Source organism: Mycolicibacterium sp. HS_4_1, from assembly GCF_054515875.1.
This window is the reverse complement of sequence record NZ_CM137261.1, coordinates 4472551-4497224: the sequence shown is the minus strand read 5'-3', so window position 1 is coordinate 4497224 and position 24674 is coordinate 4472551. Positions and strand designations below refer to the sequence as shown.

Below are 24674 nucleotides of genomic sequence, written 5' to 3'. Positions count from 1 at the left end.
ACTGTGGTGGGGTGCCGGTCACCCCGTCACAGATGAAGTTAGGAAGCGGCCCCGCCGCGTTCGACAAACATTTCAGAACCGTAAGAACCGAACTGGCGCCGCGTCGGCTGTCTAGGCTCACCAGCATGAGAGGTGCGATGTGGATGCGCCCGTGACTTCCGACGACGGCGGCGGAGCGCACGTCGTGCTGGTCGAAGACGACCGGCGGGTGCGTACTGCGGTGGCGGCGTACCTGCGTGCCAAGGGCTTTCGGATCGATGAGTACGCCGACGGGGAGACCGCGCGCGACGCGGTGCTCGGTTCGACGCCTGATGTGCTGGTCCTCGATCGCATGTTGCCCGGGCTGTCCGGTGACGACCTGCTGCGCGAGGTCCGCACCCGCTCGGATGTTCCGGTGATCATGCTCACCGCACTCGGAGCGAGCGGGCACCGCATCGACGGACTCGAACTCGGCGCCGACGATTACCTGGCCAAACCGTTCGCGCTCCGTGAGCTGCAACTGCGCATTTCGAAGCTGTTGCGGCACAGGGTGTCCCGGCAGTCGCCGCTGGCGCCGTTTGTGGTCGGCAGATTCCGAATCGACCCGACGATGCGCCGGATCACCTGCGACAGCACCGATGTCGAACTGACCGGACGCGAATACGAGCTCTTGCTCTTCCTCCTCAAGAACCCCGACCGGGTGATCTCCCGTGACGAGATGCTGCGCGAGGTGTGGGGCTGGAGCACCGGCGACGCGTCGACGGTGACCGTACACATCCGGCGGTTGCGCGAGAAGATCGAAGTCGACCCGCGTGACCCCGTCTACCTGCGCACCGAGTGGGGCACCGGGTACCGGTTCACGCCGTCGGGGAAGTCGTCATGATCCTGAGCGCCGCGGACCTCGCCGTCATCGCGGTGACGGCGCTGATCTGCACGTCGGTGGCGGCGGGTGCGGCGGCCGTCGTCATGCAGCTGAATCGACGGGGCTCGATCGGCACCCACGTGGCGGTGTTGATCTGCGCGACCATCGTCGCCATCGTCGCGTCCACCGTGGCCATTTCGGTCGAGATGTACCTGTCGTCTCACGATCTGCAGGTCTTGCTGTCGGTCATCGTCATCTCCGCATTGATGGCTGCGCTCGCCGCATGGTTCATGCTGAGTCGGCTGCGTCGGTCACTGGCGCGGCTGCAACGTGCCGCACAACAGATCGGCAGCGGTGAGATCGTCACGGCAGATGTCGAGAGTTCCAGGGAATTCGCCGAGCTGTCCAGGCAGCTCGCGCAGTCGTCGGCGCAGTTGGCTGCCGCCCGCGCGGAAGTCGAGCAGCTCGATCAGTCCCGTCGTCAGTTGGTCGCCTGGGTTTCGCATGATCTGCGGACGCCGCTGGCCGGGATGCGGGCGATGGCCGAAGCCCTGGAGGAAGGCGTGGTCGACGACCCTGCTGAATACATCCGGCAGATCCGCGACCAGGTGGATGCGGTCAACGGCATGGTCGACGGGTTGTTCGAGTTGTCCAAGATCCAGAGTGGGATGTTGAAGCTCAGCAAGGAGCCGGTGGTGCTGCTGGATCTCGTTTCCGACGTCGTGTCCGACATGCGGGCGCTCGCGGCGACCCGCGGCATCACCATCACCCACGCGGAAATGACCGACCAGGTGCTGCATGCCGACGCCGGCGAACTGTCCCGCGTGGTAGCGAATCTGCTGGTCAACAGCATTCGACATGCGCCGGAGAATTCCGAGATACAGGTCTCGGCGCACCGGCTCGACGACGACCGGGTCGTGCTCACGGTGCTGGACCAGGGCCCCGGTGTGCAGTCGCAGGACCTCGGCCGGATGTTCGAGATGGGTTGGCGTGGAACCGTAGCCCGTACTCCGGAGGACGGCGGGGCGGGCGCCGGCATCGGTCTTGCCATCGTGCGGGGCATCGTCGAAGCCCACGGCGGACAGGTTTCGGCCGCCCACGTGCCCGGCGGATTCCGGCTGGACGTGACGCTGCCGACGGCGTGATGGTTACGTGCCCGGTGGTCCCGCGATCAGCACCCGGGGACCGAGTTGGTGCGCCAGTTCCAGCGCGAGTTCCATGGCGAGCCGTCGTTCACCCGGCTGGTAACCGAGTAATTCGGTAGCCCGCGCCACCCGCTGCAGGACGGTGTTGCGGTGGGTGTGCAGCCGGGTGGCGGCGCGGGGCGCGTTCTCGGCCTCGTCGAGGAAGACCCGCAGGGTGTCACGCAGGCGGGCTGCCGCCGGCGTGTCCTCGGCGAGAGGCCCCAGCGTCGCGGTGACGAATTCTGCTGCACGGTTGGTGTTTTGGGCCGCCAGCGCGGTGACTTCGAGGTCGCGGAAGAGGGCCACCCGCGCGCCGCCGGGATGTCCGGCGAGCAGGCTCTGAATTGACAACGCAGCGTCGTGGGAGCGGCGAAAGCCGGAGATCCCCGACCGCGTAGGACCCACGGCGACGCGAATGTGATTCTGCGCCTGCTCGATTGCCTCCGGCAGCGCGTCCAGCGCCGGTTCGGAGCTGCCGCCCAGCCACGCCCATAGCGTCGATGGGCCGACGGACAGTGTCAAGGGCGGGCGGGTGCCCGCAGCCCGGGCCAGCACCGCGGCGGCGGATTCGAGTGCGCCCTGCACATCACCGTGCGGGGGCGTCCACAGCACCAACGCGGTGTGAAGCTGGCGCAGGTCGTAGCTCAGGCGCTCAGTGGCCCGCACCGCGTCGATCGCGGCGCCGTCGAGGATGAGGCGAATCGTCTCGGCGCGGCGGGCGATCGCGCCGCCGAGCACTTCCTCGCGTTCGCGCTGCGCCGCGGCGATCACGCCCGCGACCACATGGTCGACGTACTCGAACAAGCGCCCCGACGCCACTTCGAGCAGTTCGAACAGCAGCGGGCCGGTCGACACCAACTGGGCGGCGTGCTTCATGTACCGACTCCACGCGACGTTCTGCCCACGCCGGTAGGACTGGAAGATCAGGTCGAGGTCCAACCCCCGCCGGGCCACTGTGCGGGCCACGTCGAGGGCTTCGGGCGGGATGTCGATGGGCGCCACTTTCGCCTCGCGCCGAGCGAACATCGACAGCACCCGTGCCGCGTTCGCGCGGTTGCTCGCCGAGGTATCCGCCAGCACCGCGGCGTCGGACCCCGCGGCCGGCGAGAGCTCGACCTCGGCGGCGTCCATCTCGGCGACCAGGTCATCGAGTTCGGCCAGCATCAGCTCGGCGACGTCGCCCATGAGGTTGATGACCTCAGGCGATGGTGTCTCAGCGGCCATCAACGAAGTATGCGCCCGCACATATCCCAGGTCGAGTACTGGGCTGCCGCACCTGTCCTGCGCCCCGTGGCTTCCATAACGTAAGTGCCGTCACACCAGCACCCCCAGACGTTCAGGAGTCACAGTGTCCACCACCTCAATGACGCGGTCCGAGACGCGCGATGTCGACGTGTTGATCATCGGAGCGGGTATCTCCGGCATCGGCGCGGCGTACCACCTCAAGGCGAACCGACCGGGCGCGTCGTTCCTGATCATCGAGGGGCGCGACGCCATCGGCGGCACCTGGAGCCTGCACAAGTACCCCGGTATCCGCTCGGATTCCGACATGCCGACCTTCGGCTTCGGCTTCAAGCCGTGGACGCACCGCAAGTCCATCGCCGACGGCCACATCATCGTGGACTACCTGCAGCAGGCCGTCGACGAGAACGGGTTGGGCGAGCACATCCGGTTCGGCCACCGCGTGCAGAACGCGAACTTCGAATCGGACACGGGGCGGTGGACGGTCACGACCATGCAGGGCGGTGAGACGACGACGTTCACCGGCCGATTCCTGTTCCTGGGCACCGGGTACTACGACTATGAGAATCCGTTCATCCCGGACTTTCCCGGCAAGGAGGACTTCGTGGGTCAGGTGATCCATCCGCAGCTGTGGCCGGAGGACCTGGACTACGCCGGCAAGAAGGTCGTCGTGATCGGTAGTGGCGCAACGGCGGTCACGCTGATCCCGTCGATGGCCGACAAAGCCGGCCACATCACCATGCTGCAACGGTCCCCGAGCTACGTGCTGTCGGTCCCGGCGGCCGACCCGATCACCAACGCGCTCAACAAGGTACTGGGTCACGAACGCGCCTTCCCGATCGTGCGACGCAAGAACATCGCCACGGCGCGCGGGCTGTACAAACTCTGCACCAAGTACCCAAAGACGATGCGAAAGTTGTTGATCGCCAACGTTGCACGTCAGCTGCCCAAGGGATTCGACGTCGATACCCACTTCACCCCGCGCTACAACCCGTGGGAGCAGCGGCTGGCGATGGTGCCCGACGGCGATCTGTTCAAGACGTTCCGGACCGGCAAGGCATCGGTGGTCACCGATCAGATCGAGCGGTTCACCAAGCACGGCATCCTGCTGAAGTCGGGGCAGGAGCTCGAGGCCGACATCATCGTCACCGCAACGGGTTTGAACTTGTCGCTGTTCGGCAAGATCGCGCTGAGCGTCGATGGTCAGGTGCTCAACATGCCCGACCACACGGTCTACAAGGCCATGATGGTCTCCGACGTACCCAACATGGCGTTTGCGATGGGGTACACCAACATCGCCTGGACCCTGAAGGTCGACCTGGTCTGCGAGCATTTCTGCCGAATGCTGGACCACATGGACGCCCATGGACACGACATCGTCGTCCCGGTGGTCGAGAACCCAGACATGGCCCGCGGTCCGCTGATGGACCTGTCTTCGGGCTATGTCCAGCGCGGCATCCAGCAGTTCCCCCGCAGCGGCGACAGCGGTTCGTGGCTGGTCAAGCACGCTTACGAGATGGATGCCGAGCGACTGCGCAACGGACCCATCGAGGACTCGGGCCTGCGGTTCGCGTCCGTCGCGTCCGCCGCATACGCCTCGTAAAGGATCGTCATGAAACAGCTCTACTTCTCCAGCCGCGGAGTCCGTTGCGCCGCTTGGCATCTGCCCGCCGAGACCGATGCGCTCACCGGTGAGTCCGGCCGGCCGTGTGTGGTAATGGCGCACGGCTTCAGCGGCACCAAAGACACCGCGCTACTCGGCTTCGCCGGGCCTTTCGCCGCTGCCGGCCTGGACGTTCTGATGTTCGACTACCGGGGTTTCGGTGAATCCGAAGGCATTTCCCGGCAGGAGGTTTCGGTTTCCCGCCAACGGCAGGATTACCACGCCGCCGTCGCCGCCGCACGGCACTTGCCCGGAGTGAACCCGGAGCGGATCGTGCTCTGGGGCACCTCCTACGCCGGCGGCCACGTCATCGCCGTCGCCGCGCGAGACCAGCGCATCGCGGCCGTCATCTCGATGAACCCTGCGGTCGACGGGGTGGCTACTCTGGCTCATCTGGTTCGCACGTGCGGTGCTGGATACCTGGTGCGTGCCACCGCGAATGCCGTCCGCGACGTGGTCGGCAGCACGCTCGGGCGTCCCGCGCACATGGTGCCGGTGGTGGGACAGCCCGGATCGTCCGCGGTGATCGCCACGTCGGGTTCCGAAGAGGCGTGGCTCCCGGTCGCCGGCGCGACGTGGCGTAACGAGGTGCGGGGCCGGCACGCCCTGAGTGCTGCGTTCAACCGCCCGATCCGGAAAGCGGGCAAGCTGACGTGCCCGATCCTCGTGCAGCCCGGCGACGATGACCGCATCGCCCCGCCGGCCGCGGCCCGCAAGGCAGCCCGTCGCGCCGGGTACTGGGCGCAGCTGCGGGAGTACCCCGCAGATCACCTCGACTTCTACAACGGGCCTTGGCAACAGCGCGCTTTGGCCGACCAGCTCGACTTCCTCAAGCGTGATCTCGCGCCGACGCAGGGACACCTACACGAAACCCACTCAGCCTAAAAGGAACCCATTGATGAAGACCACCGCCGCCGTCCTTCTGGAACCGGGCAAGCCCTTCGAGATCATGGAACTCGACCTCGACGGTCCCGGGCCGGGTGAAGTGTTGATCAACTACACCGCCGCGGGACTGTGCCATTCCGATCTGCACCTGTCCGACGGCGACCTTCCACCTCGCTATCCCATCGTCGGTGGGCACGAGGGCGCCGGGATCATCGAGGACGTCGGTCCCGGCGTCACCAAGGTCAAGCCGGGTGACCACGTCGTCTGCAGCTTCATTCCGAGCTGCGGCCACTGCCGGTACTGCTCGACGGGCCGGCAGGCCCTGTGCGACATGGGCGCCACCATTCTCGAGGGTTCCATGCCGGACGGCTCGTTCCGATTCCACAAGGGTGGTGCCGATTTCGGCGCCATGTGCATGCTGGGAACATTCGCCAAGAAGGCCACCATCTCGCAGCATTCGGTGGTCAAGGTCGACGACTGGTTGCCACTTGAGACCGCGGTGCTGGTCGGCTGTGGCGTCCCGACCGGCTGGGGCGGCGCCACCTACGCCGGCAACGTGCGGCCGGGCGACATCACCGTTGTGTACGGCATCGGCGGCATCGGCATCAACGCCGTGCAGGGTGCCGCGCACGCCGGAGCGAAATACATTGTGGCCGTGGACCCGGTGGCCTTCAAACGTGACACCGCGCTGAAATTCGGTGCGACGCATGTGTTTGCGAGCGCCGAGGCAGCGGCCGAGAAGATCACCGAATTGTCCTGGGGGCAGGGCGCGGACCAGGCGATCATCTGCGTCGGCACGGTGGACGAGGACGTCGTCTCGTCGGCATTCAGCGCCATCGGCAAGGGCGGGACCGTCGTCGTCATCGGTATGGCCAACCCCGAGAAGCTGACGATTCATGTCTCGGGCCTGGAGCTCACCTTGTTCGAGAAGACCATTCGCGGCTCGTTGTTCGGGTCCGCCAACCCGCAGTACGACATCATCCGGCTGCTGCGCCTCTACAACGACGGACAACTTCAGCTCGACGACCTCGTGACCACGCGGTACACGCTCGAGGAGGTCAACCAGGGTTATCAGGACCTGCGCGAGGGCAAGAACATTCGCGGGATCATCGTGCACTGACCGAACTGGGTTGTAGCTTTGACCGTGTGATCTCAGTGATCCCGCAGTGGCAGATCGGGCCGGTGCAGGTGCCGGTACATGGTTTGTTCGTGGGTCTGGGCGTGCTGGCCGCGGTGATCGTGTTCGTCCACGAAGCGCGCCGCCGCGGCGCGGTGAACGAACAATCGCTGGTCGCTGTCACCGGTGCGCTGGTGGGCGGGGCGATCGGGATGCGTGCGTCGGGTTTGGCACGCCATCTGGATTTCAATGCCAACCCGACCCTCGCGCAGGCGTGGGAATACGGCTCCAAGAGCATCCTGGGCGGCCTGCTCGGCGCATACCTCGGTGTCTTGATCGCGAAGCGACTCGGGGGCTATCGGGGTAAGACCGGCGACCTGTTCGCGCCGGCGGTCGCGTTGGGAATGGCGGTCGGCAGGATCGGGTGCCTGCTGACAGAGGCGCCCGGACGTCCGACGACGCTGCCGTGGGGCGTGCACGCGGCGGCGAGCACCCCGGAGTGCCCGGGATGTGTGGCCGGGCTGGCCATGCACCCGTCCTTCGCCTACGAAATCGTGTTCCAGCTGGCGGCTTTCGGCGTGCTCATGTGGTTGCGGCCCCGCATCACGCATCCCGGCGAGTTGTTCGTCATCTACGTCGCGGCCTACGCGGTGTTCCGGTTCTTCGTGGAGTTCGTGCGTGCGAACGAGACGGTGTGGCTGGATCTGACCCGCCCGCAATGGGTTCTGCTGCCATCAATGGGGCTGCTGGCGCTTCGGGTCTGGCGCGGCTATCGCCATGGCTACTACCGGATTTCGTCTGCAGACAGGGAGGCCGCGCATGTCCCAGCCGCCGGGTGAGCATCCCGACGATCAGCCCGGAAACGGCATGCCGCCGGGGCAGCATCCGCAGTACCCCCAGTACCCGCAATATCCCCAATATCCGCCGCAGTACCCCCAACCCCCGCAGTACGGCTATCCGCCGCCCAACCCCAATGCGGTATCGGTCGGAGCCGTCATCGGCGGAGTTTTCCTCTTCCCGGTGCTGAACATCGTCGTCGGCTTCATCACGGTGATGGTCGCCGACCAGCAAAAGGTGCTGCTGGCGTTCGGTGCGGCGCTGCTGGCTCTCATCGCCTTCGGGGGCGGCTTCACGTTGTGGAAGTCCGGTAACCCCGTGCCCAAGGGGCTCGGTCTCGGCTTGATGATCGGCTGGGCGCTCACCTCGATCCTCACCGTCGGCTACTGCACCGGCCTGAACCCCGCCATGTATACATGACGTCCGGCATGGGTCTGCGCGGTGACCGCATACTGCGTTACGTGACGGCGTACTGTCCGCACTGCCATCACGACGCGCCGGAGCGGCCGCTGACGGACGTGGCGCGCCTGGCCGGCCGGCTCGTCGACCGCGGCGGCCGGGTGTGGCTGGAGCGGGGCTGCCCGGCGCACGGGCTGGTGCGCACGCTCTACGACGAGAGCCCCGCGATTCTGTCCTATCTGGAGGAGTGGACCGCACCGACCAAGGCGCACATCCCCGATGTGGCAGGCAATTTCGATCCGATCCCGTCCGCCTATCTGCGTGGGCTCCCCGAGATGCAGACCCAGCACACCTGCATCCTGCTCGAAGACATCGCCGAGGTCTGCAATCTGCGGTGCCCCACCTGCTTCACCGATTCGTCACCCGATCTGCGCAACGTGGTGCCCGTGTCCGAGGTGCTCGCCAACGTCGACCAGCGACTGGCCCGGGAGAACGGGCGGCTGGACGTGCTGATGCTCTCGGGCGGGGAACCGACCCTGCATCCCGAGCTGGCGAAACTGCTGGATGAACTCATCAGGCGGCCCATCACTCGAATTCTGGTCAACACCAACGGTATCCGGCTCGCGACCGACGACGTCTTGCTCGAGCTGCTCAGCACCCACCGGCACCGGGTCGAGGTGTACCTGCAGTACGACGGATTGTCCGAGACCGCCCACCGGCATCACCGCGGCGGCGACCTGCGCAGGCTGAAACAGCAGGTTTTGCAGCGGCTTTCGGAACACCAGATCTTCACGACGCTGGTGATGGCTGCCGCGCTCGGCGTCAACGACGATGAGATCGGCGACATGGTGCAACTGGCACTCGACACTCCGTACGTCGGTGGCATCACCATCCAGCCCCAGTTCGGCTCGGGGCGCTCGGGCAGTCTGGACGCGCTCGATCGGCTGACCCACACCGGGGTGCTGGGCAGGCTCGGCCCGCAGACCCTTGGCTTGGTGACGTGGCGCGACCTCACCGCGCTGCCATGCTCGCATCCGCACTGCTGCTCGGTCGGCTACCTGCTCCGCGATGATTCCGGGCAGTGGCGGTCGCTGGTGTCGCTGGTGGGCCACGACGTGCTCAAGGACCGACTCGGCCTGGTGTCCAACAGGATCGCTGACCGCGAGCTGCCGCAGGAACTGCAGCTGGCGGTGCGGGAATCGCTGCTCGGCCTGCTCTCCGAGCAGTCCTCGTTGTCGCACCCCGGGATCGGCGATGTCTGGCGCACCATCTGCCAGAACTGCGATCTGGGCATGCCGACCCTACTGGCCCTTGCCTCGTCGGCCCTGCCCGGTGGAAAGAACCGGGTGCGGAAGCTGTTGGGGGAGCGCGTGGTCCGCATCACCGTCAAGCCGTTCATGGACATCTCGACCATGATCGAAGAGCGGCTGGTGCAGTGCTGCGTGCACGTCGGCACCCGGTCGAGTCAGGATCAGTGCGCGCCGTTCTGTGCGGTCCAGGCGTGGCCGGCGCTGGGGCGCCAGCGGATGTCGATCGCCGCGGGCCGCGATGCGGGAAAGGCATTGCCGCTCACGGTGATCTAGCCCCGACTCGCTGTCCTGCCGTTGACTGCGAATCTGTGCACCTGCTCGCTCGCACTTTGTCTCCGTGGATGAACACTCAACGCCGCGCTGCTGACCGTTGCGGGGAGCGCGCCTACGCCGAGCGTGCAGCTTGTGTCGCTCAAAGCCGAAAATTCCGTACCAAAGCTGCACGTTCGACGTAGTGCTCCGGGGATGTTGCATGCGCGCCGCGCGCCGGCACCTAGCCGCGGCTCGCCGCCCACACGCCACGCCGCACCACCGCACGGACCTGAAGTTTGCGGTCCAGGACCACCAGGTCAGCAGACATGCCCGGCCGCAGCGTGCCGGCCTCGTCGAACCCCAGTGTGCGCGCCGGCGTCGTCGCCGTCATCGCCACCGCGTGTGCCAATGCCGCATCCGAGGCGGGCTCCAAACCCGTTGCCGCCGTGCGGAACAGCGCGTCCATGGTCGCGGTACTGCCAGCGATGGTGGTTCGCTCGCGCAGCCGCGCCACCGAGCCGGTGACCTCGACGTCGAGCCCGCCCAGTTGGTACGTCCCGTCCGGCATACCGGCTGCCGCCATCGCATCGGTGATCAGTGCGACGCGGTCCGAGCCCGCGGTGACCGCCACCTGATGGACGAGCGCCGGGTGCAGATGCACGCCGTCGGCGATGAGTTCCACCGTCACCCGGGCGTCCTCCAGCAACGCCAGCGCCGGGCCCGGATCGCGGTGGTGCAATGGACGCATTCCGTTGAACACGTGCGTGCCGACGGTGGCACCGAGTTGCAGCGCCCGCTTGGTCTCTTCGTAGCTGGCGTCGGTATGGCCAACGGCCACAATGACTCCCGCGTCGACGAACCGTTCTATCGCGACGTCGGCGCCGGGCAGCTCCGGGGCGATGGTCACCATCGCGATGGCGCCGTCGGCCGCGGCGAGCACGGAGTCGATCTCCGCGGGGTCGGGATCTCGCAGCTGCGTCACGTCGTGCGCCCCGCAGCGTACGGAGCTGAGCCACGGGCCCTCGAGGTGGATTCCCGCGACGATGCCGTCTTGCGTGGCGTCGGCCAGGGCACGGACCTGGGACAGCAGGACTTCCGGCGCCGCGGTGACCAGGCTGGCCAGCGTGGTGGTGGTGCCATGGGCGCGGTGAAATTCGGCGGCCCGCGCGATCTCGTCGGGATCGTCAGTGCTGTAGGAGGATCCGCCGCCACCGTGCACGTGCATGTCCACGAAGCCCGGCACCACGACCTCGTCCGGAAAATCGACGTCGACAGTGCGGGGCGGGGCACCGCTGCCGCACGCCGCGATGCGGTCGCCACTGATCTGCAGCCAGCCGGGCCGGGACACAGCGTCGAGCGCTGAGCCTCCGAAAACAACGGTCCCGGCCGAGATGAGCGTCATCGCTCGTCAGTCTCTACCGATTGGAGTGCTGTGGGCGTCGATTGATCGAACGGGCGGCCATCATCAGCGAGAGCACGATCGCGGCCCCGACCACGCCGACGCCGACGCGGATCGGCAGGGCGTCCACCGACGTTAGCGCGTCCATGGCCTGGGCGGCCGCGGGATGCTTCGCGTCGGGTTTGTGCTGGGTGAGCGACGGGTCCGGCTCGATGAGCTTGCCGACCTTGGTGCCGGGCGGGGTGGCGAATCCGTAGTCCAGCAGGCGTGCCGCCTGCTCCCACGGAGCGATCGGCACCCGGGTGCCGTGCAGCAGGATCGCGACCAGGCGGCGTCCGTCGTGATCAGCGGCGCCGACGAACGTCTGCCCGGCGTCGTCGGTGTACCCGGTCTTGCCGCCGAGTGCGCCCGGGTAGTTGTAGAGCAGCTTGTTGTCGTTCTCGAGCTCGTAACTCGGGTGGTCACCGGGTTCGCCCGGCTTGGCCGGATGTCCGGGGAATTCGTACTTCTGCGTCGCGACAATCGAGGCGAATGTGGGGTTCTGCCAGGCGTAGCGGTAGAACAGACCCAGGTCGTAGGCCGAGGTGCTCATGCCGGGACCGTCGAGGCCCGACGGGGTGGCCGCCCGGGTGTCGCGGCCGCCGAGCTTGGCGGCCAGGTCGTTGATCTTGGTGAGCGCGGTGTCCATGCCGCCGACCTGCATCGCCAGCGCGTGCGCCGCGTCGTTGCCGGAGTGCATGAGCAGCCCGTGTAGCAGATCGTTGACGGTGTAGATGCCGCCGTCGTCGACGCCGACGCGGGTGCCCTCGGCCGCCGCATCTTCCGGGGTGCCGGTGACGCGCTTGTTGACGGGCAGTTCACGCAGGGCCTGGGTCGCGATCAGCACCTTGATGATGCTGGCCGGGCGGTGCCGGCCGTGCGGGTCCTTCGCGGCAATGATGTCGCCGCTGTCCAGGTCGGCGAGGATCCAGGCGTCAGCTGAGACGTCGCCGGGCAGCGGCGGCGTGTCGGGCGCGGCGACGACGCCGCAGCTGCCCATCAGGTCGCCGCCGAGCGGCGTGGCCGGCACCGGGATGGGGGCCGGTGGGTCACCGGCCTTCGGCACCTCGGACTGGTCGACCGCGGGCGGTGTAGTGACCCGGTACGGGCAGGGATCAGCGGCCGGCGGGTCGGGTTCGGCGTAGGCCAGCGCCGGTGCGGCCGTCAGGAAAAACGCTGCTGCCAGGGCTGCAGCGCGTTGTGCCGTGGATCGGATGGTCGCCATGGTGTCGCCAGATTAGGCGACGGCAAACCGGTTTCCAGGTTGCCGCGCTGTGACAAATGGGGTTGATGTTGCGTGAGTGATTTCACCGCCCGGCGTCGAGCGTGGGGGTTGGCGCGATTTTCGGGCCGGTTTTCCTCGTTTTGCCACGCGCTCGGCGGCGGTTCAGGGCAGCGCGCAGTGGGCCAGTGCCGGGACCCCGATGGAGCTCATCCACAACCGGCCGCCGTGCTCGACGACCCCGGTGACCTGACCGAACTGCCGGTGCCGCATGCGGACCCCGGCGACCGCGGCGCCGCTGTCGGGATCGAAGGCGACGGCCCAGACCTCCAACGGCATCTGGGGTTGCAGTGCCTCCGGCAGCCGCCAGACCAGCTGCCGCAGGATCGTCGGCCGCGGTGCCAGCCACTCCGCGGCGGCATTGATCGGGGTGACGAACGCGACCCAGATCCGGCCGTCGGCGCCCGTCGAGATGTTGTCGGGCATGCCGGGCAGATTGACCGCGAGTGGGGTGACGGTCCCGGCCTGCGGTCCCGACAGCCAGTACTTCGACAGCCGGCGGCCCTGTGTCTCGGCGAACACCAGCGCCGTGCCGTCCGCGGTGACGGTGACGCCGTTGGCGAAGTACAGGCCGTCGCGCAGCGTGCTCACCGTGCCGTCGGTCGCCAGCTTGTACAGGCCGCCGTCCCCGCGCGCCTCGAGGATGGCCGCGCGGAAATGCTCATAGTGGAACGAGCTGGTGGACTCGGTGAAATAGATTGTGCCGTCGTCGGTTTCCGTCACATTCGAGCAGAACCGAAGGGGCCGGCCGTCGATGTCGGGGACCAGGACCTCCAGGGCACCGGTGCCGGGGTCCAGGGACAGCAGCCCGCGGTAGCTGTCGCAGACCAGGAGCCGTCCGTCCCGTGCCGCGTGCAGCCCGAGCGGACGGCCGCCGGTGTCGGCCACGACATCCGTACTGCCGTCGGGCGAGACCCGCACGATCCGCCCGTCGACCAGGCCCGTCCACAGCGCACCGTCGGCGCCGACAACCACGTCCTCGGGGCCATCGCCCGGCATCGGCACGATGGTGAGCTCGGCGGACGGAAAATCGGGGAGGGCGTCGACCGGCGGCGGGGTCCAGCGCGCCGGATTGATGGACGGCTTGTTCGACACGGGTAGACGTTAACTTTCTCCGCGCGAGTAGACGTGAAAACCCTCAAAATGTCATTGATTTTGGGTGTTTTCACGTGCGCTCGCGGGTCGGCGGCGACGGAATTCCTCACCTGTGGCCGTGTCCACCGCAACCTCACCCGGTGGCAGGTTAGACAGGTCGGGCGCGATGACCGTCGGCATGTCGCCGGAGTCGGGCAGCCCGAAATGGGCCGGACCGGAATGTACAGCGGCCGGTGTTTCCAACACCAGATCATGCCGCCGCGGCAACGTCAGCCCATGGAAGTAGTCCGGTTGCGCTACGCGCCAGGCGAACATCAGCACCACCCCGAGCAGCAGCCCGACGACACCGACCACGCCCACCGCGCCGAAGCCGAAAATCGTGACGTCATGATGGTTTTGATCCTTGAGCCAGTCGGGCTTGCTGTACTCGACCAGACCGTATCCGAACACCACCGACAGCGTGATGCCGCCGAGCAGTGGCAGCAGGCCCCGCATCATGAAGTCACGGGCGTTGCGGGTCAACGTCTTTCGGTAGAACCACGTGCAGGCAAATCCGGTCAGTGCGTAGTAGAACGCGATCATCAGGCCGACCGAACCGATGAGGGCCGTCAACAGGTCGGCGCTGATCGCGGTGAACAGCACGTAGCACAGCACCGACACCACGCCCATCACGATGGTCGAGGTGGTGGGCGTCAGGTACTGCCGATGAATCTTCGCGAAACTCTTTGGTAGTGCGCGGTATACGCCCATCGACAGGGTGGTGCGCGCGGTCGGCATGATGGTCGTCTGCGTGGAGGCGGCCGCAGAGGTCAGGATCGATGCCGACAGCAGCAGCATGCCGATCTTGCCGATCACGCTGTCGCCGAACAACGATGGCCCGATTGCCGTGAACACGTCCTTGGCGTTCTCCTGGTTGCCCAACCCGATGCCTGCGGTGCCCACACCGGCGAAGGCGATGGTCGAGACCGTCACCAGCGCATAGGTGGCGAGCAGCAGGAACGTCGAGATGACGGCGGCCCGGCCCGGGGTGCGGCCCGGGTCATCAGACTCCTCATTACACGCCACCGCGGTGTCCCAGCCCCAGTAGATGAAGATGGTGGCCAGCACCGCCGGGGCGATAACCGTGCCGAAATCCATTCCGCCGGGCCAGAACCAGGACCACGAGGGCATGATCGAGTAGGCGTGCCCGTGGTGCGTGTACACCTTCACCAGCGCGACGACCGACACCACGACCAGCACGACGACCTCGACGGTCAGCAACACGTACTGCAGCCGGGCCGACACCTCGATGCCTCGATAACAGATGTAGGTCATGAGGACGATCCAGATGACGCCCGCCACCGTCGACCACAGGGTGCTGCCGGCCATTGCCGCGGCCGAATGCCAGCCCAGGTCCCCGGCGAACGTGAACGAGTACGACCCGGCGATCTGCGCCAGATTCGCCATCACGATGACGTCGGAGGCGATGATGCCCCAGCCGCCGAGCCAGCCGACCACGGGCCCGAATGCCCTTGCGGCCCAGGTGAATGTGGTGCCGCAGTCCGGCTCGGCCTTGTTCAGCTCCTGATAGGCGATGGCGATGAGATACATCGGCACGAACGAGATGAGCATGATGGCAGGCGCTTTCACCCCGGCGAGCAGCGTGCCGCCGGCGGCGATGACCAGGCCGAGTGTCGCGGCCAGACTGTATGCGGGCGCCGTGGACGCCAGCCCGACCACCACGCTGGACACCAGACCGAGGGCGCCCCGCTTGAGACCCTTGTCCCGGGCGACGATGTCTGGCGTTGTCGTAGTCATCTGCTCCCTGCTCATCCGGTCGATTGCCGATGAGATGCTACGGTCCCTCGCCCTGGAACACTTCAGTCGTAGGTTGGTGGGGTGACCACTGCGCAGGACACCGACGAGTTCGAGCGGCTGCGCCCGCACCTGCTGTCGGTCGCGTACCGGCTGACCGGCGTGTACGCCGACGCCGAGGACATTGTGCAGGACGCCTGGTTGCGCTGGCATGGCGCAGATGTCGACGCCATCGCCGAACCGCGCGCCTGGCTGACGACCGTCGTCAGCCGTCTGGGCCTGGACCGGCTACGGTCCGCCGCGCACCGCCGTGAGGCGTATTTCGGTGAGTGGCTGCCCGAACCGGTGGTGACGGGATTCGACGCCGCTGATCCGCTGGCCGCCGTGGTCGCGGGGGAGGATGCCCGCTTCGCCGCGATGGTGGTGCTGGAGCGGCTGACGCCCGATCAGCGAGTGGCCTTCGTGCTGCATGACGGTTTCGCGGTGCCGTTCTCCGAGATCGCATCGGTGCTGGGGGTGAGCGACGCCGGAGCGCGTCAACTCGCGTCACGCGCCCGGCGCGCGGTCGCCGCGGCCCCCGCACCGCCGCCGGACGCCGGGCACAACGAGACCGTCGGCAAGCTGATGGCCGCGCTGGCTGCCGGCGATATGGCAGCGGTCGTCGAACTACTGCACCCCGAAGCCACGTTCACCGGCGACTCCAACCGTCGGGCCCCGACCGCGCCCCGCACCATCGTCGGCGCGGACAAGGTGGCGCGGTTCCTGTTCGGCTTGGCCAGACGCTATGGACCGCAATGGCTTTCGACGTCCCAGCTGGCGCTGATCAACGGCGAGCTCGGCGCCTACACCCCGGGCCTGCCCGCCGACGGCGGCCACCCGGAGATGCTGCCCCGCGTCACCGCGATGACGGTGCGCGACGGCAAGGTCGTCGCGCTGTGGGACATCGCGAACCCGGACAAGTTCACGGCGTCGCCGCTGAAGTGTGATTAGCGGCTCGCCGCTGGAGTCTGACTAGCGGTCTCACAGGACGTAAGGAATCAACGCTTTTCGGTCGGTGGGGTACTCGGGGAACTTCTTCTGATACCAGGTGTGGGTGGCCAGTGCCCGGGGAATCAGATTGCCCGCGGTGATCAACAGGATGACGACGCCTGGGAGCGCCCAGGTCAGGAGCGCGAAGCCGGACCACGCGATGAGCTCGCCAAGGTACGCCGGACTGGTGACGAACCGGAAGCCGCCGCCGTACGGGATGCGGTATTCGGAGGAGGAGCCGCTTGCGCGAAGACCAGAGGCCGATGCGCCCGGGCTGCCTTTTTCCCGCAGGTTCCGCACGATCGATTCGGAGTTGACCAGCAGTGCGAAGCCGCACAGGTAGACCACCAGGCCCACCAGGAATCGGGGGTCGGTCAGCCATGCGGTGGTGTACTGCCCGAAGAAGTCGTGGCTGAACAAGGTCCCGTTGAGATAGCCGTGCATCGACGTGACGAGCATGCCCATCACGATGACCGACACGTTGAAGGTGCCACGCTTTCCCGGCACCTGGCGGATCGCGAGCGGAAAGAACCAACCCCGGTTGGCGTAGTGCAGCATCCAAATCCCGGCGAGCACCAGCGATGTCGGCTCGAATCGGTGCGGTCCGGCCAGGTAGCAGATCAGGAACACCACGGTCGCCGGGAGCTCCATCAGCCACCAGCCGAGCTTCGGGTTGAGGTTCAAGCCGAGTTTCGTCGTCGAGAACCGCCCGTACGAACTCTGCGCGAAGAAGCCGCCGATGATCACGAAGGCCGCGAACGCGAAGGCCGCGGTCAGCACCGTGTCATAGAACCCGCTGCCGGTGTACCAGTGCATGGAAGCTCCTCGCTGAACAGGCGGTTTCAGCGACTGCGGCCGCTATTTCTGTAACGTGTTCTACCATCTGACCGGGTCGCGGAGCCAGCGCGCCTTGCTACTGCGTTGGAGTCTCCCAAGGCACCCGGCACGCCTCGCCCGAGCTGAAGCCCTGCTCGGTGATCCCGAGCGCGGCGTACATGCGGGACCGCATGTTCTCCACCCCGATCTGGTACGTCAGCTCGATGACACCCGCCTCGCCGAATCGGCGCTTGAGGTCGTCGACCTGTTCGTCGGTCACGGTGTGGGGATCGGTGGTCATCGCATCGGCGTACGCGATGGCGGCCCGCTCGTCGTCGGTGAACAGTGGTGAGGTCGCATAGGCGTCGATGTGCTTGAGCCGCTCCACATCCAGGCTCTCCAGGCGCATCAGCATGGTGCCGAAGTCGACGCACCAGGAGCAGCCGACCGTGCGGGCGGTCCAGAACACGGCGAGGTCGCGGACCGCGCCGGGCAGCGTCTTCGAGCCGCTCTTCAGCAGGCCCTCGTGCACGGCGTTGGCGACCAGCAGCCGGGGGTGATGCGCCGCGACCGCGAACGGTTCGGGCACCTCGCCGAACTCACGCTTGGCGTAGCGGTACATGAGCCGGGTCAGCAGGCCGGCACGTTGCGGGGGCAGGGGCGCGATGCGTGGTGTTGTCGTCATATCCATTGGACGAGACAGCGCGGCGACGTGTGACGGCGCGTGGCGTGCGTCACGGCAGCGGCTACGGTAGAGCCCATGTCTGTGGCCCCGAACCCTGCCTCGGTGAGTGGTTACGAGGCGCGGTGGGAGCAGCACAACGCCGAGCGCCGGTCCCAGATCCTGCTGGCGATGATCGAGCTGCTGGAGGAGAGCCCGGCCGGCGCCGACATCTCGGTCGCGGCCATCGCCAAGCGCGCGGGCGTCGCCAAGTCGGTGATCTACCGGCAGACCTCCGGCAAGGATGAGCTCGAACGCCGGGTGCGGTCGTACCTGATCGACGACTTCGGGTCCGTCCTGGTCGGCAAGCTCGACATCACCGACGGCTCACTGCGAGAGATTCTGACCCGGACCATCGAAGCGGTCGCGGACTGGATGATCGACCATCCGCGGCTGAACGAATTCGCACGCAACGGCCCGTCGTTCGAGGGCGACCAGACGCTCGACGCCGTGGGCGAGCTGAAGCTACGCATCATCGAACGTGCGGACGGCATCATCGCCGCCATCCAGTTGGCCATCGGCGTCGAGGACAGCGCGTTCAAACTGGTTCCGCTGGCGATCGTGACCATGGTCGAGGAGACGCTGTTCGCATGGGTGCGCAGTCCGGCGCCGACGCACACCCGCGAAGAGATGATCGCGCACCTGGCCGACTTCACCTGGTACGTCATCGACGGCGCCGCGCGGGCGATCGGGTTCGAGGTGAGCCGGGACGAGCCGCTCGTCGCCGTGGTCGCCGCGCTGGCGAACCGTCAGGCCAGCAACCCCGCGTTGTAGTCGGCCACCAGAGCGCGCACGGTCTCCTGCGCGCAGGACTTGTTGGTGCCGATGAATCCCGTCGGGCCGCGCTTGATCCAGCCGGTCACGTAGGTGGCGACAACGCCGTCGACCCGGCCTTCGTTGTGCGGGACGGTTCCGCGCGCGTCGTCGAATGGCAGGTCCGCGACCGGCCGTCCCCGGTATCCGATGGACGTCAGCACGAGTCCGGCAGAGACACTGTGCACGTCACCGGTCGGCTTCACCTTGGCGGTGCCGTCGGGCGCGGCCACGAGTTCGTTGCGCGCGAATTCGATGTCCAGTCCGGCCGCGGTGCGTGCGATGGCGGTGGGTGACTGCAAGTACTCCAGCACGATCCGGCGGTTGCCGGGCCGTCGCGGCAGATCGCGCAGGAAGCGGGCGCGCGGATCGGTATCCGGCAGTGACGCCAGGTCCTGTGGTGAGACGACGACGTCGACGTCGGGCATGGACGTCAGGCCGACAAGCTCCGGCACCGTGAATGCCGACTGCGCTAGCCCCCGCCGGCCGACGACAAACACTTCCTCGATCTGGCTCTGCTGCAAGGCCTTCAACGCGTATGGCGCGATGTCGGTGGCGGCCAGCCGGTCGGGATCGGTGGTGAGGATCCGGGCGACGTCGAGCGCGACGTTGCCGTTGCCGATGACCACGGCGCGCGGCTGTGACAGATCGAAGGCGGCGTCGGCGAAATCGGGATGGCCGTTGTACCACGCTACGAACCGGGTGGCCGAGCTGACGCCCGGTAGCCCGGCGCCGGGGACGTCGAGCGGACGGTCGCTGGACGCGCCCACGGCGTAGATGACCGCGTCGTGATCGGCGAGCAGCTGCTGATGGGTGATGTCGGTACCCACCTCGATGCCGGTGACCAACTCCAGCCGCGGATCGGCGCAGATGGTGTCGAACTGGCTTGACACGCCGCGGGTGCGCCCGTGGTCGGGCGCGACCCCGAAGCGGGCGAGGCCGCCGCGCTGGGGGAGTCGCTCGTACATCCGGACCCGGGCTGCCGGGATGGTCAGCACTTCGTCGGCGGCGTACATGGCGGCGGGGCCGGAGCCGACGATGGCGACGTTGACAGTCCCGGGAGCGCGGACTTGCAGCGGCGGGACGACCGGCGCCAGCAGCGCCCGGGGTCGTGGTTCTTTGTAGAAATCAGCGTTGAGCTCGAGGAAGACCCTCTCAGTGGGCTCCAGGGAACCGTCGTGCTTGATGGCGTCGACCGGACAGGCCGTCACGCACGCGCCGCAGTCGACGCACTCCACCGGGTCGATGTAGAGCATCTGTGCGGTGTGGAAGTCCGGCTCGTCGGGCGTGGGGTGAATGCAGTTGACCGGGCAGGCGTAGACGCACGAGGCGTCGCTGCAGCAGGACTGCGTGATGACGTGGGGCATCAGGAGATCAGCTGTGCCTCGCGGTTGGGGGCACTGCGGTAGCGGGCCGTCTCACCGGCGATGCCACAGCGCTCCCACATCCAGCGCCCGACACGGTTCATCAGGCCGATCTCCTCGGCGAGCGCACGGGTCTCGTCGAAGAAGCTCGCCATGATCTTCCGCGACTGCGGACTGCGCCAGAAAGCCTGCCGCATAACGTCTTCCGGGATATCGAACTGCTTGCCGAACGACTTCGACGATCCCATGATCTCGTGCGCCAGCCAACGCAGCGTCAGCGGGAACGCGACGGTGGCGAAGGCCTTGAACCGCCACGACCGGTCGGGCATGCGGGTCTTGAGGAACTCGTTGGCCCACGAGATGTGCCGAGCTTCCTCGGCGATGTGGATCTGCATGGTGCGCAACACCGCCGGTGGCAGATTGGCGCCCTCGCGGATCATGCCCTTCTGGAAGTGGTCGATGGGCTCTTCGCCGGCGAGGATGCCGGCCATGAACGCCGTCGGTGAGTACTGCCCCACCAGGCCGATGTACGGCGACAGCTTGAAGAACAGCTTCCGCATGCCGGGCACGTCCGTCCCGGAGCGGTTGACGAGCTCCTGGAACATCTGGATGTGGTTGCACTCTTCGGTCATCTCGTGGAGCGCGTACCGGAACTCGGGGGAGTTGTTGGGCAGCTTCATGATGAAGGCCATCAGCCCGCGGATCAGGATGCTCTCGAACGCCGCACCCACCTTGACGGTGTTGAGCGTCCGCCACCGGCCGATCTCGATCTGCCGCTCGAGCGGCTGGCTCTGGTACCACTCGGTGGCGCCCAGCGGGTCGATGGTCGGGGACAGCGCCCACCGCGGATCGTTCAGGTCGATCTGCATGTCGGGGGCATCCCACTCGATGTCGAGGTAGGGATCGAAGCGGCGCCGTACCGAGCCCTCGGACAACACGTCCAACAGGTTCTGGTAGCTGGGCTCCACAGCGTTGGGGATCGTCATGGGATCCAATTTACCGGGAACGTGGGTCCCAGTAAATACCTGTGCCGAACGTGAAGTAGATCATGAGATTTCCGCAGATTCTCGCAATCGACTTCACGTTGGGCGGAATGTGGAACCAGTCGCATCACGCGAGAGTCCAATACACGTGGCGATGGATTGGCCCTTCCTGGGCTCAGAGGCACTTGCTGCGGGATTGGTCAGCCGGTACCGGCTGGACACCCGGCACGACATGATCCACCGTGATGTCTACGTCCCCCAGGGCGCGGTCATGACTCCCGTCGACAGAGCCGTCGCGGCCTGGCTGTGGTCAGGGCGGCGCGGTGTTGCCGCGGGTTTGTCTGCCGCTGCATTGCATGGCTCGAAGTGGATTGATGTCAGGGAGCCTGCTGAAATCAATCACCCCAGCAGGTACAAAGCCGCGGGTGTGCTGCTGCACAGCGACCAGCTCGCCGAGGACGAGATCAGCCTGGTCCGCGAGATTCGGGCGACGACACCTGCCAGGACCGCTTTCGATCTGGGCCGACGTCGCGGGCTCACCGCGGCGGTTATCCGGATTGACGCGCTGCTGCAGGCATGTGATCTGAAACTCGTTGAGGTACAAGCGCTTATCGATCGGCACCGGGGTGCGCGTGGGCTGGTCCAATTGCGTCGGGTATTGGATCTCGCCGACTGCGGTGCGGAGTCACCCCAGGAGACCCGCACGCGGCTGCTGCTCACCGATGCTGGAATGAGGCCGACTGACACTCAGATCGAGGTATTCGGCGAGTACGGGGAGTTGGTCGGGCGGATCGACATGGGTTGGCGGCGATGGAAGGTCGGCGTGCAGTACGACGGCATCCAACATTGGGAGGACCCGCGGCAGCGCGCCAAAGACATCGATCAGGACGTCGAGTACCGGGACCTCGGTTGGCGGATGGTTCGGGTTGGCGCCAACCTGCTGAACCACCGCCCACGCACCGTTATCGAGCGTGTCTGGGCGGCGCTGGCCGCCGCAGGCTGCCCAACGTGAAGAAGATCGCGAGAATTTGGTGAATTCTCGCGATCTTCTTCACGTTGGAGCTAGAAAACCTCTAGCGGGCAAACATCAAGGCGCGCTTGACTTCCTGGATCGCCTTCGTCACCTGGATGCCGCGGGGGCACGCCTCGGTGCAGTTGAAGGTGGTGCGGCAGCGCCACACCCCATCGACCTCGTTGAGGATGTCCAGCCGCTCGGCGGCTGCCTCGTCACGCGAGTCGAAGATGAACCGGTGCGCGTTGACGATCGCGGCGGGGCCGAAGTACGAACCCTCGCTCCAGTACACCGGGCACGACGTGGTGCAGCAGGCGCACAGGATGCACTTGGTGGTGTCGTCGAAGCGCGCACGGTCGGTCTGCGACTGGATGCGCTCACGGGTCGGGGGGTTACCCGAGGTGATGAGGAACGGCTTCACGGCGCGGTAGGCGTCGAAGAACGGCTCCATGTCCACCACCAGATCCTTCTCCACGGGCAGGCCGCGGATGGGCTCGATGGTGATGGTGAGGTCCTTGCCGGCCTTCTTCGGCAGCAGGTCACGCATGAGGACCTTGCAGGCCAGCCGGTTCACGCCGTTGATCCGCATGGCGTCCGAGCCGCACACGCCGTGCGCGCAGGACCGACGGAACGTCAGCGTGCCGTCCAGGTAGCCCTTCACGTACAGCAGCAGGTTGAGCAACCGGTCCGAAGGCAGGCACGGCACGCGGAAGCTCTGGAAGCCGGCGGCGTCCGGGTTCTCCGGGTTGAACCGGGCGATCTTCAGCGTGACCATGACGGCGCCGTCCGGCACCGGGGGCAGGGCCTGGTCGGTCCCTTTGTCCAGAACAGCAGTCATGTCAGTACTTCCGTTCCATCGGCTCGTACCGGGTCTGGACGACGGGCTTGTAGTCCAACCGGATATCGGACAGGAGGTCGGCGCCCTGCTTGTAGGCCATGGTGTGGCGCATGTAGTTGGTGTCGTCGCGGTCCGGGTAGTCCTCGCGGGCGTGGCCGCCACGCGATTCCTTGCGGTTCAGCGCACCGACGACGGTGACTTCGGCCAGCTCGAGCAGGAAGCCCAGCTCGATGGCCTCGAGCAGGTCGCTGTTGTAGCGCTTGCCCTTGTCGTGCACCGTGATTCGGCTGTACCGCTCCTTCAGCGCATGGATGTCCGTCAGCGCCTGCTTGAGGGTTTCCTCGGTGCGGAACACCGCGGCGTTGTTGTCCATGGACTGCTGCAGCGCGGTGCGGATGTCGGCGACGCGCTCATTGCCGTGGTCGGACAGGATGTCGCCGACCCAGCCCACGACCATGTCGGCCGGGTTGTCCGGCAGCTCGACGTAGTTGTGGTTCTGCGCGTACTCGGCGGCGGCGATACCGGCGCGACGGCCGAACACGTTGATATCCAGCAGCGAGTTGGTGCCCAGGCGGTTGGCGCCGTGCACAGAGACACAGGCACATTCACCGGCGGCGTACAGGCCCGGAACCACGTTGACGTTGTCGCGCAGCACCTGGCCGTTGATCGTGGTCGGGATACCGCCCATGACGTAGTGGCAGGTCGGGTACACCGGCACCAGTTCGGTGACGGGGTCGACGCCGAGGTAGGTGCGAGCGAACTCGGTGATGTCCGGAAGCTTGGCCTCCAGCACCTCCGCGCCGAGGTGGCGCACGTCGATGTAGACGTAGTCCTTGTGCGGTCCGGCGCCGCGGCCCTCGAGGACCTCGAGCACCATGGAGCGGGCGACGATGTCGCGGGGCGCCAGGTCGACGATGGTGGGGGCGTAGCGCTCCATGAAGCGCTCGCCTTCGCCGTTGAGCAGACGTCCACCCTCACCACGCACGGCTTCCGAGATCAGGATGCCCAGGCCGGCCAGGCCTGTCGGGTGGAACTGGTGGAACTCCATGTCCTCCAAGGGAAGTCCCTTGCGGAAGATGATGCCCAGGCCGTCACCGGTGAGGGTGTGGGCGTTGGAGGTGGTCTTGTACATCCGGCCCGACCCGCCGGTGGCGAAGACGATGGCCTTGGCGTGGAAGATGTGGATGTCGCCGGTGGCCAGCTCGTAGGCGATGATGCCGGTGGCGACGGGGCCGCCCGGGGTGTCGGTGAGGACCACGTCGAGCGCGTAGAACTCGTTGAAGAACTGGACGTCGTGCTTGACGCAGTTTTGGTACAGCGTCTGCAGGATCATGTGGCCGGTGCGGTCGGCGGCGTAGCAGGCGCGGCGGACCGGAGCCTTGCCGTGGTCACGGGTGTGACCGCCGAAGCGACGCTGGTCGATGCGGCCCTCGGGCGTCCGGTTGAACGGCATGCCCATCTTCTCGAGGTCCAGCACCGCGTCGATGGCTTCCTTGCACATGACCTCGACGGCGTCCTGGTCAGCGAGGTAGTCGCCACCCTTGACGGTATCGAAGGTGTGCCACTCCCAGTTGTCGTCCTCGACATTGGCGAGTGCGGCACACATGCCGCCCTGGGCGGCACCGGTGTGCGAACGCGTCGGGTACAGCTTGGTCAGCACTGCGGTGCGCACGCGCGGGCCGGCTTCCACAGCCGCGCGCATACCTGCGCCACCGGCACCGACGATGACGACGTCGTAGCGATGTTCCTGAATCATGGG

The 24674-nt window shown here is 66.8% G+C and carries 22 protein-coding genes; 11 read left to right on the top strand and 11 right to left on the bottom strand.

Features of this window, described 5'->3' with window-relative positions; translation table 11 throughout:
* Positions 1-151: 151 nt before the first annotated feature.
* Positions 152-862: a response regulator transcription factor gene (locus ACX12F_RS21660; protein WP_459366391.1), complete on the top strand. Its 711-nt coding sequence runs from the start codon at positions 152-154 to the stop codon at positions 860-862.
* Entirely contained in the window at positions 859-1986 is a 1128-nt protein-coding gene (locus ACX12F_RS21655; protein ID WP_459366390.1) for a sensor histidine kinase, read from the top strand. Before ACX12F_RS21660 ends, ACX12F_RS21655 begins: the two co-directional genes overlap by 4 nt.
* Before the next feature lie 3 nt (positions 1987-1989).
* Here ACX12F_RS21655 and ACX12F_RS21650 read toward each other — a convergent pair whose 3' ends face one another.
* A complete protein-coding gene (locus ACX12F_RS21650; protein WP_459366389.1) occupies positions 1990-3249 on the bottom strand; it encodes a PucR family transcriptional regulator in 1260 nt (419 codons plus the stop codon).
* Positions 3250-3388: 139 nt separating this feature from the next.
* Here ACX12F_RS21650 and ACX12F_RS21645 point away from each other — a divergent pair, with 139 nt between their 5' ends.
* The 6 genes from ACX12F_RS21645 to ACX12F_RS21620 are packed head-to-tail and all read left to right on the top strand — an operon-like array spanning position 3389 to position 9751.
* Positions 3389-4870, top strand: coding sequence for a flavin-containing monooxygenase (locus tag ACX12F_RS21645; RefSeq protein WP_459370454.1), 1482 nt, complete (start codon positions 3389-3391; stop codon positions 4868-4870).
* A 9-nt stretch (positions 4871-4879) separates the two neighbouring features.
* On the top strand, positions 4880-5815 hold the full coding sequence (locus ACX12F_RS21640; RefSeq protein WP_459366388.1) for an alpha/beta hydrolase: 936 nt from the start codon (positions 4880-4882) through the stop codon (positions 5813-5815).
* Positions 5816-5828: 13 nt separating this feature from the next.
* Positions 5829-6935 carry an NDMA-dependent alcohol dehydrogenase gene (locus ACX12F_RS21635; RefSeq protein ID WP_459366387.1) on the top strand — a complete coding sequence of 369 codons (1107 nt, stop codon included), beginning with the start codon at positions 5829-5831 and terminating at the stop codon, positions 6933-6935.
* Positions 6936-6961: 26 nt separating this feature from the next.
* Positions 6962-7771: a prolipoprotein diacylglyceryl transferase gene (locus ACX12F_RS21630; protein ID WP_459366386.1), complete on the top strand. Its 810-nt coding sequence runs from the start codon at positions 6962-6964 to the stop codon at positions 7769-7771.
* Positions 7752-8189, top strand: a complete 438-nt coding sequence (locus ACX12F_RS21625) for a hypothetical protein (protein ID WP_459366385.1) — start codon at positions 7752-7754, stop codon at positions 8187-8189. Before ACX12F_RS21630 ends, ACX12F_RS21625 begins: the two co-directional genes overlap by 20 nt.
* Positions 8186-9751: a radical SAM protein gene (locus ACX12F_RS21620; protein ID WP_459366384.1), complete on the top strand. Its 1566-nt coding sequence runs from the start codon at positions 8186-8188 to the stop codon at positions 9749-9751. Before ACX12F_RS21625 ends, ACX12F_RS21620 begins: the two co-directional genes overlap by 4 nt.
* 220 nt (positions 9752-9971) lie before the next feature.
* Here the strand turns inward: ACX12F_RS21620 and nagA are convergent, their stop codons facing one another.
* From nagA to ACX12F_RS21600, 4 genes are all read right to left on the bottom strand, one after another.
* The gene (nagA, locus tag ACX12F_RS21615) at positions 9972-11132 is read right to left on the bottom strand and encodes an N-acetylglucosamine-6-phosphate deacetylase (RefSeq protein WP_459366383.1); all 1161 of its coding nucleotides are present in this window, start codon (positions 11130-11132) and stop codon (positions 9972-9974) included.
* A gap of 13 nt (positions 11133-11145) precedes the next feature.
* Positions 11146-12393 carry a D-alanyl-D-alanine carboxypeptidase family protein gene (locus ACX12F_RS21610; RefSeq protein ID WP_459366382.1) on the bottom strand — a complete coding sequence of 416 codons (1248 nt, stop codon included), beginning with the start codon at positions 12391-12393 and terminating at the stop codon, positions 11146-11148.
* Between the two features lie 162 nt (positions 12394-12555).
* Entirely contained in the window at positions 12556-13545 is a 990-nt protein-coding gene (locus tag ACX12F_RS21605) for an SMP-30/gluconolactonase/LRE family protein (protein ID WP_459366381.1), read from the bottom strand.
* Positions 13546-13596: 51 nt separating this feature from the next.
* Positions 13597-15342 carry an APC family permease gene (locus ACX12F_RS21600; protein WP_459366380.1) on the bottom strand — a complete coding sequence of 582 codons (1746 nt, stop codon included), beginning with the start codon at positions 15340-15342 and terminating at the stop codon, positions 13597-13599.
* Between the two features lie 81 nt (positions 15343-15423).
* On the opposite strand from ACX12F_RS21600, the gene ACX12F_RS21595 reads away from it, so the two are divergent.
* Positions 15424-16329, top strand: coding sequence for a sigma-70 family RNA polymerase sigma factor (locus ACX12F_RS21595; protein WP_459366379.1), 906 nt, complete (start codon positions 15424-15426; stop codon positions 16327-16329).
* A 30-nt stretch (positions 16330-16359) separates the two neighbouring features.
* Here ACX12F_RS21595 and ACX12F_RS21590 read toward each other — a convergent pair whose 3' ends face one another.
* Positions 16360-17184 carry a phosphatidylethanolamine N-methyltransferase family domain-containing protein gene (locus ACX12F_RS21590; protein WP_459366378.1) on the bottom strand — a complete coding sequence of 275 codons (825 nt, stop codon included), beginning with the start codon at positions 17182-17184 and terminating at the stop codon, positions 16360-16362.
* A 97-nt stretch (positions 17185-17281) separates the two neighbouring features.
* Positions 17282-17869, bottom strand: coding sequence for a carboxymuconolactone decarboxylase family protein (locus tag ACX12F_RS21585; protein WP_459366377.1), 588 nt, complete (start codon positions 17867-17869; stop codon positions 17282-17284).
* Positions 17870-17944: 75 nt separating this feature from the next.
* Here ACX12F_RS21585 and ACX12F_RS21580 point away from each other — a divergent pair, with 75 nt between their 5' ends.
* Positions 17945-18679: a TetR/AcrR family transcriptional regulator gene (locus ACX12F_RS21580; RefSeq protein ID WP_459366376.1), complete on the top strand. Its 735-nt coding sequence runs from the start codon at positions 17945-17947 to the stop codon at positions 18677-18679.
* On the opposite strand, the gene ACX12F_RS21575 is transcribed toward ACX12F_RS21580, so the two are convergent.
* Positions 18655-20085, bottom strand: coding sequence for an FAD-dependent oxidoreductase (locus ACX12F_RS21575; RefSeq protein WP_459366375.1), 1431 nt, complete (start codon positions 20083-20085; stop codon positions 18655-18657). The two genes, ACX12F_RS21580 and ACX12F_RS21575, sit on opposite strands and share 25 nt — an antisense overlap.
* On the bottom strand, positions 20085-21077 hold the full coding sequence (locus ACX12F_RS21570) for an AurF N-oxygenase family protein (protein ID WP_459366374.1): 993 nt from the start codon (positions 21075-21077) through the stop codon (positions 20085-20087). Before ACX12F_RS21570 ends, ACX12F_RS21575 begins: the two co-directional genes overlap by 1 nt.
* A 142-nt stretch (positions 21078-21219) precedes the next feature.
* On the opposite strand from ACX12F_RS21570, the gene ACX12F_RS21565 reads away from it, so the two are divergent.
* Positions 21220-22077, top strand: a complete 858-nt coding sequence (locus ACX12F_RS21565; RefSeq protein WP_459366373.1) for a hypothetical protein — start codon at positions 21220-21222, stop codon at positions 22075-22077.
* Between the two features lie 61 nt (positions 22078-22138).
* Here ACX12F_RS21565 and ACX12F_RS21560 read toward each other — a convergent pair whose 3' ends face one another.
* Together ACX12F_RS21560 and sdhA are read right to left on the bottom strand one after the other, a co-directional pair.
* On the bottom strand, positions 22139-22915 hold the full coding sequence (locus tag ACX12F_RS21560; RefSeq protein ID WP_455980183.1) for a succinate dehydrogenase iron-sulfur subunit: 777 nt from the start codon (positions 22913-22915) through the stop codon (positions 22139-22141).
* Between the two features lies 1 nt (position 22916).
* The gene (sdhA, locus tag ACX12F_RS21555) at positions 22917-24671 is read right to left on the bottom strand and encodes a succinate dehydrogenase flavoprotein subunit (protein ID WP_459366372.1); all 1755 of its coding nucleotides are present in this window, start codon (positions 24669-24671) and stop codon (positions 22917-22919) included.
* Positions 24672-24674 lie beyond the last annotated feature (3 nt).